Origin of the sequence: Paenibacillus sp. CH40 (genome assembly GCF_024213605.1) — a bacterium.
Taxonomy (GTDB): domain Bacteria; phylum Bacillota; class Bacilli; order Paenibacillales; family Paenibacillaceae; genus Paenibacillus; species Paenibacillus polymyxa_B.
In genome coordinates, this window is record NZ_JANAVQ010000001.1 from 60012 (window position 1) to 74021 (window position 14010).

Genomic DNA, 14010 nt, shown 5'->3' on the forward strand with positions numbered 1-14010 from the left:
TTTCCTCAGGAAGCCTGCTTGGGGAGTTCAGAATAGAAAAGTGGGGATAAAACGTGCAGACTCTGCTGTTATGGATGTTTTACATTTCAACTTTTTATGCTTTTATTCCGGCACTGGTTAGTCGTATATTTGGTTTCCGGGTGTTCAGGCGCGGCAAAAGTGAGCAAGAATATGCACTCACCTTTGATGATGGTCCTGATCCAGTGTATACATCACAGCTGCTTGATTTACTGAAGCGTTTTGATGCCAAGGCTACTTTTTTTGTTGTAGGGATGAATGCGGAAAAACACCCTGAGCTTCTGAAACGCATGCATGATGAAGGTCATCTGATCGGTATTCATAATTATGTGCACAAATCGAATTGGCTGATGCGGCCTGTTACCGTCAGAAGACAAATTGCCCAGACAGAGTCAGTTATCCGTCGAGTAACTGGCGAAGGAACGACCTTTTATCGTCCGCCTTGGGGGATTGTGAATTTTTTTGATATTTCCAAAACCAATGGTCGTCGAATCGTATTATGGTCTTCCATGTTCGGGGACTGGAAGGCCAGCATCGGAGCGAAACAATTAGCGGAGAGAATGCTCAAAAAGCTGAGGGGTGGCGAGGTGATGCTGCTCCATGATTGTGGTACGACATTGGGGGCAGACGTAGAAGCGCCACAGAATATGCTAATCGCGCTGGAGAAGCTACTGATGGTCGCGCAAGAACGGCAATTACGTAGCGTACGGGTGGATACATTGTTTTGCCGTCAGTCTGTCAATAAACCCACTGCCTCCGAGATGTCCAGTACGGGCTGGTTTAAAAGAACGCTGGTATTCGGATGGCTACAGTACGAGCGGTTATTCCACGCTTTGTTCCGTCTTCGTCCCGTAAGCAAGGAGGATACGATCTTTTATTATCGTCGCCGTATCTATCATGGGCCAAATATAAATTTGGAGAACGGCAGGTGGCTAGAAAAAGGGGACCCGGTAATCGAGCTTCATTTTGATAATAAAATGTTGTTTCAATTGGGTTCGACGGCAAAGTCGATGGTACATCTAGCTATTCAATTGATTCGGATTGTGAAAAGACAGCTTCCTGATCTTGCCCAACGGATTGTACATGATTCTGGAATGAATGGTGTAAAGGCGATCTATGCAGTAAGTATGATTCATCGGGGACCAGAGAAGTTGGGATTTCAAGTTCGGGAGCTTCCCCAAGGACTGTTCAAGCATGTGTCCACCGTATATTTAAAGCTTTTATTTAGTGTCATCCATCCTTTGGGTTCAGAACAGTTGAGTGAAAAAAAAGATGTAATGGTACCGAAACTGATCGTGATGCCAATGGATACCTTGTTTGACCGTTTCCATCAGGGAGGCTCACTCCGCTCAGACCAAGCTCTTGATCAAACTGATCAGAGGGGTGTTGTCCATACACTCAACTGTGAAGTGACCGAAGAGGCTAATCCTGTTCAGACATCAGTCAGGGCTTCACAAGCAGCGGATACAGGATCAAGCAATTGACCTAATAAAAGAAGCCTCTCGATCCTTTGTTAGGGGTCGGGAGGCTTTTTAGCCGTTCATAAAGCATATCTTAGCAAAGCTTTAGATTTTCATAATTCCGCCGTTACTTGCGTTCGTCACCAGCTTGGAATAACGCGCCAGGTAACCCGTTTTCACCTTCGGCTCAAAGCCTTTCCAGTTGGCGCGACGACGTTCGAATTCTTCGTCCGTAATGTGGAGCTCAATCTTACGATTGTTCAAGTCCAGCTCAATGATATCGCCGTCCTCAACAAAAGCGATAGGTCCCCCTTCTGCGGCTTCGGGGGAAATATGACCGATGGAGATACCACGGGAAGCACCTGAGAAGCGTCCGTCTGTAATCAGACCCACCTTGGCACCAAGCCCCATGCCCACGATTTGTGAAGTTGGAGCGAGCATTTCAGGCATACCAGGTCCGCCCTTTGGACCTTCATAACGGATAACAACAACGTGTCCTTCATTAATTTTACCGTTGGCGATACCTGCCAGTGCATCTTCCTGTGAATCAAAGCAGATAGCAGGACCTTTGTGATAACCACCAACCGAAGGATCAACTGCACCGACTTTGATAATGGAGCCTTGCGGTGCCAGATTACCGAATAATACAGCCAGACCGCCACGTTCAGAATAAGGGTTGTCCAGTTTATGGATGACGTTAGTATCCAGAATTTCCTGACCCTCTACGTTTTCACGAATGGTTTTTCCGGTTACAGTAATACAGTCACCATGCAGTGCGCCCGGTTTCTTCAACAATTCATTCAGGACTGCGCTTACGCCGCCTGCATTATGAACATCCTCAATATGATAGTCGGAAGCAGGTGCCAATTTGGACAAATGAGGTACGCGGTTTGCGACTTCATTAATACGTTCGATAGGGTAGTCAACTTCTGCTTCATGGGCAAGTGCCAATGTATGCAATACGGTATTCGTGGAACCGCCCATTGCCATATCCAATGCAAATGCATTATCAATAGCTTCTTTAGTCACGATATCACGTGGTTTAAGATCCAGCTTAATCAATTCCATCAATTGGCGTGCAGATTGTTTAACGAATTCTTTACGTTCTTCTGCTACTGCGAGAATGGTGCCGTTACCCGGCATAGCCAGACCCATCGCTTCTGCGAGACAGTTCATGGAATTCGCTGTGAACATCCCTGAACAGGAGCCACATGTCGGACAGCCATATTGTTCTAATTCAAGTAAGCTTTGATCGTCGATTTTACCAGCCTGATATGCACCTACGCCTTCGAAGACGGAGGTCAGGGAAATAGAGCGTCCGTTCTTGTCTTTACCAGCTTTCATAGGACCGCCGCTGACGAAAATAGTTGGAATGTTAACGCGCAATGCGCCCATCATCATGCCAGGGGTAATTTTATCACAGTTAGGAATACAAACCATGCCGTCAAACCAGTGAGCGGAAACGACAGTTTCCAGAGAGTCAGCTATAATTTCACGGCTCGGTAGAGAATAACGCATACCGATGTGCCCCATGGCAATGCCGTCATCTACACCGATGGTGTTAAACTCAAAAGGTACACCGCCTGCCTCACGAATGGCTTGCTTGACAATTTTGCCAAATTCCTGCAAATGGACGTGGCCCGGTACGATATCAATATACGAGTTGCATACCGCAATAAACGGTTTGTCAAAATCTTCTTCCTTGACACCCGCTGCGCGCAGCAAGCTGCGGTGAGGAGCGCGGTCAAAGCCTTTTTTAATCATATCGGAACGCATTTTCGTCTTAGCTGTCATGATGCTGGTTTCCCCCCAAAGTATAAAAATAGTATGGCGTTCAATGGACGCCGTGATAGCGCAGATGTTTTCTAAAGAGTCTATCATAGATGTGAGCTTTTTTCTACATATATGAAGATTTTGAAAAAGTACAGGAAGTGTTCTGTAATCAACAATATATAGATATGACCAGTTTTATTTGTCTATATATTGCATTTAGAAGAGGTTAGAATGTGATTCTATTAGAAATATGTATACTGATAGGTTTGCGTATCAGGTAAAATATGAAAAGCCCATTTCGCAATAAAGCGGATGGGCTCAGGCTTGTTTTTATGTTAAAGGAGGGCGGAATATGACACTACACCTTAATTTCTGCCGCCTTTACGACCGATGTCTCTGTAGAAATTTTTGTCATGCGACTCAGCTGTAGCATCGCCGCCCTTTTTGCCGATTTCCTGATAAAATTCTTTATCATGAGAGTTTGCGGTTGCTTCCCCGCCTTTTTTACCAATCTCCTGATAAAATTCCTTATTGTGCTTCTTGGAAGTAGCTTCTCCACCCATACGACCTGCTTCTTCGCGACTCATTTTCCCCTGATTTTGATTACGTGCCATTACAAATCACTCCTTAATAAAAAAGTTGTTTTTTGTTGCGCGCATCCTTTACTTACCACATCACGCCTGTATGAAACAGGCTCTAAGTGGAGTAAAGAGAGGGTAGACTCGCTTACATGTTCGTCTGTGAGTGGGTTGTCGCGTGTTCAATGTTAAATAAAAAAGGGATAAAAAGATTATGCGGACCGTCTAAAAGGATAAGGAGCTGGCTTTAGCATCCATTCTACCTGTGGCTCAATCAGAGGTCGTGTTGCAGTTCGAACCCAAGGCATGGTCAACATACAGCACAGACCAGCAGCACACACTACAATCAACATGACTTCCACTGGAGTATCTATATATTCGTAGACTCCCTTTGCAACGACGGTACGGACGATCAAGCCATGGAGTAAAAAGACATATAGTGTCCGTCTTCCCATCTCAGTTATACGTCCTGTCACGGCCGGAACAAAGCTTAGAAACGCCATCGATGCTATCCATTGAACTCCATAAATGCCGATGCGGTAAATTCCTGCGTACCATTCGGTATGGCCCAATTCACCGTAAGTCATATTGCCATACAGCCAGCCTGCCGGGATGCCGAAATACGACGTTCCCGCCAGTACCATAAGCAGAAGAGATACAATGCCAGCGATTATGCGGACTGGTGTTGTGAAGAACCGTCGAACGTCCGCATAATTCAAATGATAACCTGCTACAAAGTAAGGCAAATAAACAAAGGTTCTGCATACGCTCAGCCATATACCATCCACAGGGAGATACCCGACAAGGATACCCAGCAGCACGGATATACCCAATTGGAGGACAGGTGGTATTTTCTGAAAAGTCAGCATCAGCAGTCTCCAACAGATATGGCTGGCAAGGAACCAGAGGAGCAGATAAGGAGCAAAGAACGAATGATGGATATGGGGAACGTGGAAGAGTGCAACATCCAAGATCGAATAAAGAGATTGAAAAATAAGATATTGCATACCGATCTGAAGCAGAACTTTTTGGCCTGCGGGTCCGGTCAAAGATGATTTGGCAAAGTAGCCTGTAACGAGTACAAACAACGGCATATGGAACATGAATATCCAGCTGAACCATTGTTGGGCAATATGAAGTGAACCGACTAGAGGCTCCAGAGCATTTCCTGCAAATACGCATATGATCAACAGAAATCGCAGATTGAGAAAGAAGCTTTCCCCTTGTACATCATGGCTTGTCGTCATGTGTTTCCCTCCGAACGGCTTCTGCCGACTAAACTATTTAAAAAATAATTCTTTACAAGGAACAAGGTACGATACTCTGGACTTTACCATTGTGATTTTTTTCACAACAGTAAGCGCTACCATGTCCTTATTATGTGGCGAAAGCTTGAACACGGGACAAAGATGGGCTAATACCTGGAAAAGTATGCTGATTTGACCCTGTATGTACAACGATGTTACCCTAACAAGGCTATAGTTACGCTGATGAATACAGCGACACATTTTATATTCAAATTACGAATTTCGAGGTACAAAAGGCGAAAGGAACTTTTACAATGAGAAGAAGAACAAGAAGATCATACAATTCATATGGGACACGTGGTCCTCGGAAAATATGGAAAATTCTCTTAGGCATCCTGATTGTCATTGTACTGATCGCAGGGTGGGGGGCATGGAAGGTATTTACGCCTTATCAGCCTGATGAGACGGCTGCTGCTGCATTAGCCGAAGTAGCGGATGCTGTGAAAGTAAATGAACAAGAACATTGGGTTGGTTTTGAGCCTGTAAAAAGAAGCGGAGCCGGAGTCATTTTGTATCCAGGGGCGTTGGTGAAGCCCGAAAGTTATGCGCCCTTGGCACGCCGTCTGGCGGAAAAGGGTCATCATGTGATCATTGCAAAAATGCCACTGAACCTTGCTTTGATCTCCCCGGATTTAGCGAATGAAGTGCTAAAGGCATATCCGAAAGAAGCGTTTGTTATTGGAGGCCATTCGTTAGGCGGTGTGATGGCGGCCCGATATGCAGCTGCACATCCTGATCAGGTCAAAGGTGTATTTTTCCTAGCCTCCTACCCGGATAACAAGGGTAATTTAAAGGATAAAAATCTGCCCGTTATTTCTCTACTGGGAAGTGATGATGGAGTCGTCCAGATGGAAAATGTCCAAAGTGGAAGAACTTATTTACCAGCCAACACGCTGTATTTTACAGTCGAAGGAGGAAATCATGCCCAATTCGGCAGTTATGGTGTCCAAAAAGGGGATAATCCTGCAAAAATTAGCGCTGCCGAGCAATGGAATCAGACGGTAACGGCTTTACAGGACTGGATGAAAGAGAGTGTGGATGTGGCTGCTAAGAATCAGTAAAGGAGGTGTGCTGCATGTCTGAGCTGATCGTGCAGGGGGAGCGGTACCCATGCCGTGGTATTTTATTAGATAAAGATGGAACGTTGCTGGATTTTATTCAGTTGTGGGGCCCCTGGGCTCGTTCTATACTGGATATGATGGAGCAGCATCTTACCGTGGCAGGTGCCGGTTTTACGGTGGAAAAAGGTACCGTTCTAGGTACTGTTCACGATCAGGAGGGACGTGTGATCGGTTACGACCCTTCTGGCCCGCTGGCCATGGGGACGGTGGACGAAAGTACGGGGGTACTGGCTTGGCAACTTTATACTGCTGGTGTACCGTGGAATGAAGCTGTACGGCTTGTCCGCGACTTTAATAAAACGGCGATGGCTGATATTCGGCGACATCGGGCAGCGAAGGTGTTTCCAGGGTTGCGGACATTGCTGGAGCAAAGCCGCCATGCCGGGCTGAAGCTAGCGGTTGTGACCTCTGACAGTACAGAGGCTGCACAGGAGCATTTGGAGTGGATGGGGCTGACATCCTATTTTGATGAGATTATCGGACATGATAGGGTTACATATGGTAAGCCTGACCCGGAAATGGCTGAAAAAGCTTGCGCATTACTAGGATTGTCGCCGGCGGACGTGGTAGTCATTGGAGACAGCAATGGGGATATGCAGATGGGCAAACGTGCCGGAGTGCGGCTCGCTATTGGATTTGCGCCAGAAGCAGAACGTTCTGGTCATTTGCTGGATGCGGATAAGGTTGTTCGTGGATATGAAGAGCTGGAGGTGCGTAGGGTATGAAAGTTAATACGTTAGCGGAATGGATACAGCAATCGCAGAATATTGTTTTTTTCGGCGGTGCAGGCACATCGACGGAAAGTGGTATTCCGGATTTTCGTTCGGCAGCAGGCCTGTATCAAAGTGAGGAGAAATTGCCTTATTCCCCTGAGGTTATGCTGAGCCGTTCATTTTTTGTGAAGCATCCTGAAGTGTTCTTCGACTTCTATCGCAGCAAAATGCTGCATCCCGATGCGGAGCCGAACGGTTGTCATCATTTCCTCGCGTCATTGGAAAAGCAAGGCCGTCTAAAAGCGGTTGTGACCCAAAATATTGACGGCTTACATCAGGCTGCCGGCAGTGTGAATGTACTAGAACTTCATGGCTCGGTGCATCGGAACCACTGTATGGAATGCGGACGTTTTTACAGCCTAGATGAAGTGATGAACAGCTCTGAGGTTGTACCCAAATGTCCAATAGATGGAGGAATTATCAAACCGGATGTCGTTTTATATGAGGAGGAGCTGAATCAGGATACCATTATTCAATCCGTTCAGGCTATTTCGCAGGCTGATCTGCTGTTAATTGGAGGAACGTCGCTGACAGTACATCCCGCTGCGGGCTTGATTACTTATTTTCGTGGTAAACATACAGTGCTGCTGAATACAGATCCCACCTCGTATGATCATAAGGCGGATCTTTTGATCACCGATCCAATCGGTAAAGTTATGGAAAAACTTGCTCATCAATTAGGTCTGTAATCGTTTTCTTGTCAACGCCTGGATAAAAGCGCTATGATGATGTTGTGATGGACATTACAATGTTTCGAGAGAGGCTGGGATAGCATGGTTTATTTAGCTGGCGAAGATCGTTATGAAACTATGAAATATAACCGTACAGGGAGATCAGGTCTAAAACTGCCCGCTATTTCGCTGGGCTTGTGGCACAATTTCGGCGGGATTAACAACGCGGAGAATGGCCGTAGCATGATTACTCGCTCCTTTGATCTTGGAATTACGCATTTTGATTTAGCTAATAACTATGGCCCTCCTGCGGGATCAGCTGAGGAATTTTTTGGACAAGTATTAGCCAGTGATATGAAACCGTACCGGGATGAGTTGGTCATCTCCACCAAAGCGGGCTACAATATGTGGGCAGGGCCTTATGGTGACTGGGGATCTCGCAAGTATATGATATCTAGTCTGGATCAGAGCCTGAAACGGATGGGGCTGGACTATGTGGACATATTCTACTCTCACCGATTTGACCCTGATACGCCGCTGGAGGAAACGATGGGAGCACTGGATCATATCGTACGATCCGGCAAAGCGCTGTATGTGGGTGTGTCCAATTATAGTGCGGAGCAAACAGCAGAAGCAGCTCGCATTCTGAAGGAGCTGGGAACACCGCTTCTGATTCATCAGCCGAAATACTCCTTGCTCGACCGCTGGATTGAAAACGGATTACAAGATGTACTGGACGAAAACGGGGTAGGCAGCATTGCCTTTTGCCCGCTGGCGCAGGGATTGCTGACCAATAAATATTTGAACGGAATTCCCGAGGATTCACGTGCAGCGAGTACTTCGGTTTTCCTGAATGAGAACCATGTGACGCCAGAGACACTTCGCAAGGTACGCGCCCTGAATCAGATGGCTGCTGCACGCGGACAAAGTTTGGCTCAATTTTCGCTGGCCTGGGCTCTGCGCGGCGAACGTCTGACCTCTGTCTTGATTGGGGCAAGCCGTGTAAGCCAAATTGAAGAAAATGTTGCTACCTTATCCAATCTGGACTTTTCTCAGGAGGAATTGGATCGGATTGATTCGATTCTGAATGCCGGGAACTGACAGGACGGCGGCACAGCCTAATGGCGAAATAATTTGTAGTCATCGGCCTAATTTCGTGTTCTCTTATACAATATAAATTAACAGCCCGTATCCGTTTGAAGGATGCGGGCTGTTTAAGTCTGTTTTACGACTGTGGATACTGCTTAACCTTGCTTCGGTACTCGGTTGGAGACTGACCACAGAAGCGTTTGAATTGACGTGAGAAATATAAGGCATCGGTTAGTCCGACCGAAGCGGCCACTTGCTCTACCGATAGTTCCGGACGCTCACGCAGCAGTTGACGTGATTTGTCGATTCTTAGCTTAAGCAGATAGGTGACGGGGGAGATCCCCGTTTCCTTTTTAAATATCCGTGACAAATACGCACGATTATAACCAAGTCCTTCAGACATTTGCTCAATGGAAACGGGGTGTGCGTACTGAGTGGACATATATTGAACCATCTGCTTGACTGTACGTTGAATTTGCGAATCCGCCCCGGACGGATCAGTCCAGTCACTCAGGTAATTGCCTGCTTCCCCCATAATCAGATACAAATAGCCCAAGGCTGATAGATGAGAACTAGATTTTCTGCTATAAAAGGCCAGTTGCATTTGCTCCAAATAACCGGGGATGGGACTTTGATCGGAAGCATGAAAGACAGGCTGGTGAACACGTAACCCGGCCTCTTGCACCACCTGCTCAGTATGGTGCCCGGTAAACGCAGACCAACGATAACGCCACGGTTCCTCATCATCAGAGGTATAGCTCACCAGCTGACCGGGATGAATAAGGAAAAAATCGTTTTCTTCAAGCTGATATGTGTGCTGTTCCGTTCGGAAGATACCTCTGCCCGATTCTACAAAGTGTAGCAGATAGTAATCATAGATTTTCGGCCCCACGGCATGACCGGATTTGGTCTGGCTCTCTCCTGCAAAAAGCACATGCAGCGGGCTATTTTCATAAAACACCGGATTAGAGGAGACGGCATAACTATATGAATACGCTTGCAAAATAGGGTCATCCTTCCTGCATTTGTGAATGGTTTAGCGGATGCGGTATACTTACATTGTACATATCCAAGTCACATTTATCCATAGCTTAAACACATGGATGCATTACATTGTGTGACGCTTTCATTTATACTGAAATCATAAGAGATGTCAACCTGATTAAGATGTTACAGGGAAATCAGGAGGGCCTTTACTAACGGTATATGAGGTGGATGCGGATATGAACTCTACTGAATTAAAGAAACATTTTATTGAAAAATATGGTGAAAGCAGCAATGAACTGCGGATATTTCATGCACCTGGACGTGTCAATCTGATTGGAGAGCATATCGACTATAACGGTGGTTATGTACTCCCGGCTGCGCTGGAATTCGGAACGACGCTGATCCTTCGTGCGCGCAATGATGATGAAATTCATTTTGCTTCAACAAACCTGTCGTATGAAGTGTCTATCCCCCGTGGAGAAATAGGTAAAAACAAAACGGATGAGTGGGTGGACTATCCGGTGGGTGTGCTGTTGGAGTTGGCTGAAAAGGGAGTTTATCCGTCTAACGGATATGACCTGCTCTATCATGGAGAAATACCGAATGGTGCTGGATTATCCTCCTCAGCCTCCATTGAGGTTGTTACAGGATATGCGTTTCTCACGATCGAAAAACAGGAAACAGATACGGTCGAGATCGCTTTGTTGTCCCAGCGGGCAGAAAACAATTACGTTGGTGTCAATTGCGGCATTATGGACCAGTTCGCTGTAGCGAACGGAGCAGCTGATCATGCAATTCTGCTGATGTGCGATACGTTGGAGTACCGTAAAGTGCCATTCCGCACGGGGGCTTATAAGCTCGTGATCGGCAATACAAACAAGCGTCGCGGTTTGGTGGACTCAGCCTACAACGAGCGTCGTAGCCAGTGTGCCGAAGCACTGTCCATTTTACAGCAGCAGGAGCCGTCACTGGAATACCTCGCTCAGCTGGATGAGGCACGTTTCGGAGAGCTTCAGCATCACATCGCGGACCAAACAGTGCGTCGGCGGGCACAGCATGTGGTGGAGGAAAACGCTCGTGTGTTGGCCTCTGTCGATGCTCTCGCAGCGAATGAACTTGCAGCTTTTGGTCAGTTAATGAATGCTTCTCATGATTCATTGCGCGATTTGTATGAGGTCAGCTGCACGGAGCTGGACGTCATGGTTGAAGAAGCACGACGCATTCCTGGCACGCTGGGTGCTCGTATGACAGGAGCCGGATTTGGAGGTTGTACGGTTTCATTGGTTCATGAGGACGATGTGGAACGTTTTGTGAAGGAAGTCGGCGAAGCTTATCAGACCCGCACAGGGCTGGAAGCCAGCTTTTATGTATGCAAGGCAGGAGACGGAGTAAAAGAACTGAAGGAGGACGAATAACATGGCTATTTTAGTCACAGGTGGAGCTGGATATATCGGTTCACATACCGTAGCAGAACTGTTGGATCTGGGAGAAGAAGTTGTGGTGCTGGACAATTTGCAAACCGGGCATAAAGCAGCATTGCTTGGAGGCAAGTTGTATGAAGGGGATTTGAGGGATAAAGAACTACTGTCCAAACTGTTCTCTGAAAATAGTATCGATGCAGTTATCCATTTTGCAGCCAATTCGCTGGTTGGAGAAAGCATGCAAAATCCTGGTAAATATTACGACAACAATGTATTTGGCACGCTGAGCTTGCTGGAGGCGATGAAGGATGCTGGAGTGCGCCGAATCGTGTTTTCCTCTACTGCGGCTACCTACGGCGAACCGGAAAAGGTGCCGATTGAAGAGGGAGACCGTACAGAGCCAACCAACGTGTATGGTGAAACAAAGCTGATGATGGAGCGCATGATGTCGTGGTTTGATAAAGTTTTAGGCATCAAATATGTGTCTTTACGGTATTTTAATGCGGCTGGTGCGCATGAGAGCGGCAAGATCGGTGAAGATCACCGACCAGAAAGCCATCTGATCCCATTAGTGCTCCAGACAGCCTTGAAGCAACGTCCACACATCGCTGTGTTTGGTGAGGATTATGCGACACCTGACGGCACGTGTGTTCGGGATTACATTCACGTGAGTGACCTGGCGGATGCTCATGTGCGTGCAGTAAATTACTTGCGCGAAGGCAATGACAGCAACGTATTCAACTTGGGCAATGGACAGGGCTTCTCTGTGAAAGAAGTTATTGAGACGGCACGCAAGGTCACTGGACTCGACATTCCAGTTGTTACAGAGCCACGCCGCGCAGGCGATCCAGCGATATTGGTTGCATCTTCTGACAAGGCTCGTTCGGTGTTGGGCTGGAGTCCAGCACGTACCCAATTGGAGGATATTATTAGCGGAGCATGGGGATGGCATCAGTCGCACCCTCACGGCTACGGCGACGAATAGACGGGAGACGATGACATATGAGCGAGCGCCAAACCGCAGATAAAGGCCAAGGCCGGGAACTTTCCCGGCATCTGGCCCATGACATCGACGAAACTGTGCAGCAATCGGCTCTATATGCGGTGGAGCAACTGGTTGCATTCGCACAAAACAAGGGCTTGATCGGTCCGCAAGATACAGATTACAGCCGTAATCTGCTGTTGGAGCAGTTTGGGTTTTCGCAGCCTTATTCAGGTGGGGAGGCAGGGGGCGTTATAGCCCCCGAAGCTCTCCAGCCTGTGCTTAATGTATTGATAGATTATGGTTTCGCCATAGGACTTATCCCTGAAAACACAGATACGTATCGCGATTTGCTGGATTCCAAAATCATGGGACTGCTGATGGCGAGACCGTCTGAAGTCATCCGTGACTTTCATCAAACGGAGGCTGAACGCGGCATAGAGGCGGCGACAGATGCTTTTTATCAATTATCCATCGATTCGAACTACATCCGAATGGATCGGGTTGCCAGCAATGTGTACTGGAATCAGTCGACATCTTACGGAGATATGGAAATCACGATTAATTTGTCCAAGCCAGAAAAAAGTCCTAAAGAAATTGCGATGGCGAAGCTTTTGCCGCCGCCTGTTTATCCCAAGTGTCAATTATGCCGTGAAAACGTCGGATATGCAGGAAGAGTAAATCATCCGTCCCGTCAAAATCTGCGTATCATTCCGATGGAATTGAATGGGGAGCCGTGGTTTTTTCAATACTCACCCTATGTGTATTACAACGAGCATTGCATCGTGTTCCATCATGATCATGTACCGATGAAGCTTACGAAGGATACACTGCGGCGATTGCTGGCCTTTACGAAAGCGTTTCCGCATTATTTTATTGGCTCCAATGCGGATCTGCCGATTGTCGGCGGATCGATCCTGACCCATGATCATTTTCAGGGTGGTCGTCATACATTCCCAATTGAAAAAGCGGGTGTGGACGGTGTATACCATAATGAAGCGTTCCCGCAGGTTACAGCAGGGATTGTAAACTGGCCGATGTCGGTCATCCGTTTTACGTCAACAGATGCCGAGGCGCTGTTGGAGGCGGGAAATGCTGCTTTTGAAACCTGGAAAGTTTATAGTGATCCTGTAGCTGATGTCCTCTCTCATACAGAGCAGGAGGGGGAAACGATTCCACATAATACTGTGACGCCGATTGTGCGCCGAGATTCCGAAGGCAGGTATCAGATGGATCTCGTACTGCGTAACAACCGAACGAGTGAAGAGTATCCGGAAGGTATTTTCCATCCTCATCGCGAGATGCATCACATCAAGAAGGAAAATATCGGTCTGATCGAAGTTATGGGACTTGCCATATTACCGGGGCGGCTCAAGGATGAACTGGATGGGATTGCAGATATTTTGTGTGGGGATGACAAACTGGCTGTGGCTATGCAGCAGGAAGGACATCCACTGTTTAAACATGCAGACTGGATTTATCAGTTAAACACTCGCTTCGGTCGTTTGCCTGACAAGGAAACGGCTGTTCGTACCGTACAAAATGAAGTTGGACTGAAATTCAGTGAAATTTTAGAGCATGCAGGAGTGTATAAACGGAATGAGTCCGGGCAGCAGGCGTTTGGTCGTTTTATGAAACAATTGGGATATACTTTGGGAGAATAAAATCGCTGGCGCAGCACATAATACACTACGAGAACCCTCCCAAGATATGACATGAAACCATGCTCCTCAAGGAGTGTGGTTTTTTTCTGAAAATAAAGCATATTTGTTTCCTGTAACCGAAAAGGTTATAATAGAGTAGATTCTTAACATTAAACTTTAGAACTAT

At 46.9% G+C, this 14010-nt stretch carries 11 protein-coding genes and 1 pseudogene; 8 read left to right on the forward strand and 4 right to left on the reverse strand.

The genetic code is table 11. The features are described 5' to 3' along the window. The first annotated feature begins 53 nt into the window (after nt 1-53). Nucleotides 54-1502, forward strand: coding sequence for a polysaccharide deacetylase family protein (locus NLX73_RS00265; protein WP_254325047.1), 1449 nt, complete (start codon nt 54-56; stop codon nt 1500-1502). An 81-nt stretch (nt 1503-1583) separates the two neighbouring features. Here the strand turns inward: NLX73_RS00265 and ilvD are convergent, their stop codons facing one another. The 3 genes and pseudogenes from ilvD to NLX73_RS00280 all read right to left on the reverse strand — a co-directional run bounded on the left by ilvD (nt 1584) and on the right by NLX73_RS00280 (nt 5076). Next, on the reverse strand, nt 1584-3272 hold the full coding sequence (gene ilvD / locus NLX73_RS00270; RefSeq protein WP_023989895.1) for a dihydroxy-acid dehydratase: 1689 nt from the start codon (nt 3270-3272) through the stop codon (nt 1584-1586). A gap of 353 nt (nt 3273-3625) precedes the next feature. Next, nucleotides 3626-3865: pseudogene (locus NLX73_RS00275) on the reverse strand (KGG domain-containing protein); the annotation flags it as partial. A 176-nt stretch (nt 3866-4041) separates the two neighbouring features. Next, nucleotides 4042-5076: an acyltransferase family protein gene (locus tag NLX73_RS00280; RefSeq protein WP_165178708.1), complete on the reverse strand. Its 1035-nt coding sequence runs from the start codon at nt 5074-5076 to the stop codon at nt 4042-4044. A gap of 314 nt (nt 5077-5390) precedes the next feature. Here NLX73_RS00280 and NLX73_RS00285 point away from each other — a divergent pair, with 314 nt between their 5' ends. The 4 genes from NLX73_RS00285 to mgrA all read left to right on the forward strand — a co-directional run bounded on the left by NLX73_RS00285 (nt 5391) and on the right by mgrA (nt 8802). Beyond that, nucleotides 5391-6197, forward strand: a complete 807-nt coding sequence (locus NLX73_RS00285; protein ID WP_254325048.1) for an alpha/beta fold hydrolase — start codon at nt 5391-5393, stop codon at nt 6195-6197. A gap of 14 nt (nt 6198-6211) precedes the next feature. Then, a complete protein-coding gene (locus tag NLX73_RS00290) occupies nt 6212-6982 on the forward strand; it encodes an HAD family hydrolase (protein ID WP_254325049.1) in 771 nt (256 codons plus the stop codon). After that, nucleotides 6979-7719, forward strand: coding sequence for an NAD-dependent protein deacylase (locus NLX73_RS00295; RefSeq protein WP_103049331.1), 741 nt, complete (start codon nt 6979-6981; stop codon nt 7717-7719). Before NLX73_RS00290 ends, NLX73_RS00295 begins: the two co-directional genes overlap by 4 nt. An 84-nt stretch (nt 7720-7803) precedes the next feature. Next, the gene (gene mgrA, locus NLX73_RS00300; RefSeq protein WP_061829268.1) at nt 7804-8802 is read left to right on the forward strand and encodes an L-glyceraldehyde 3-phosphate reductase; all 999 of its coding nucleotides are present in this window, start codon (nt 7804-7806) and stop codon (nt 8800-8802) included. A 124-nt stretch (nt 8803-8926) separates the two neighbouring features. Here the strand turns inward: mgrA and NLX73_RS00305 are convergent, their stop codons facing one another. Beyond that, nucleotides 8927-9793 carry an AraC family transcriptional regulator gene (locus tag NLX73_RS00305; RefSeq protein ID WP_254325050.1) on the reverse strand — a complete coding sequence of 289 codons (867 nt, stop codon included), beginning with the start codon at nt 9791-9793 and terminating at the stop codon, nt 8927-8929. 220 nt (nt 9794-10013) lie between these two features. Between NLX73_RS00305 and NLX73_RS00310 the strand changes: the two genes are divergently transcribed. Genes NLX73_RS00310 through NLX73_RS00320 form a run of 3 tightly spaced genes read left to right on the forward strand, consistent with a single transcriptional unit; the run spans nt 10014 to nt 13844 of the window. Continuing rightward, on the forward strand, nt 10014-11192 hold the full coding sequence (locus NLX73_RS00310; protein ID WP_254325051.1) for a galactokinase: 1179 nt from the start codon (nt 10014-10016) through the stop codon (nt 11190-11192). A gap of 1 nt (nt 11193) precedes the next feature. Then, complete coding sequence (gene galE / locus NLX73_RS00315) at nt 11194-12183, forward strand: UDP-glucose 4-epimerase GalE (RefSeq protein ID WP_023989887.1); 990 nt, start codon at nt 11194-11196, stop codon at nt 12181-12183. 17 nt (nt 12184-12200) lie between these two features. Continuing rightward, the gene (locus NLX73_RS00320) at nt 12201-13844 is read left to right on the forward strand and encodes a UDP-glucose--hexose-1-phosphate uridylyltransferase (protein ID WP_254325052.1); all 1644 of its coding nucleotides are present in this window, start codon (nt 12201-12203) and stop codon (nt 13842-13844) included. Nucleotides 13845-14010: the final 166 nt, after the last annotated feature.

Coding starts and splice junctions, on each gene's coding strand:
- ilvD (WP_023989895.1), bottom strand. CDS start 3,272: ATGACAGCTAAGACGAAAATGCGTTCCGATATGATTAAAAAAGGCTTT.
- NLX73_RS00320 (WP_254325052.1), top strand. CDS start 12,201: ATGAGCGAGCGCCAAACCGCAGATAAAGGCCAAGGCCGGGAACTTTCC.
- NLX73_RS00310 (WP_254325051.1), top strand. CDS start 10,014: ATGAACTCTACTGAATTAAAGAAACATTTTATTGAAAAATATGGTGAA.
- galE (WP_023989887.1), top strand. CDS start 11,194: ATGGCTATTTTAGTCACAGGTGGAGCTGGATATATCGGTTCACATACC.
- NLX73_RS00280 (WP_165178708.1), bottom strand. CDS start 5,076: ATGACGACAAGCCATGATGTACAAGGGGAAAGCTTCTTTCTCAATCTG.
- NLX73_RS00285 (WP_254325048.1), top strand. CDS start 5,391: ATGAGAAGAAGAACAAGAAGATCATACAATTCATATGGGACACGTGGT.
- NLX73_RS00290 (WP_254325049.1), top strand. CDS start 6,212: ATGTCTGAGCTGATCGTGCAGGGGGAGCGGTACCCATGCCGTGGTATT.
- mgrA (WP_061829268.1), top strand. CDS start 7,804: ATGGTTTATTTAGCTGGCGAAGATCGTTATGAAACTATGAAATATAAC.
- NLX73_RS00295 (WP_103049331.1), top strand. CDS start 6,979: ATGAAAGTTAATACGTTAGCGGAATGGATACAGCAATCGCAGAATATT.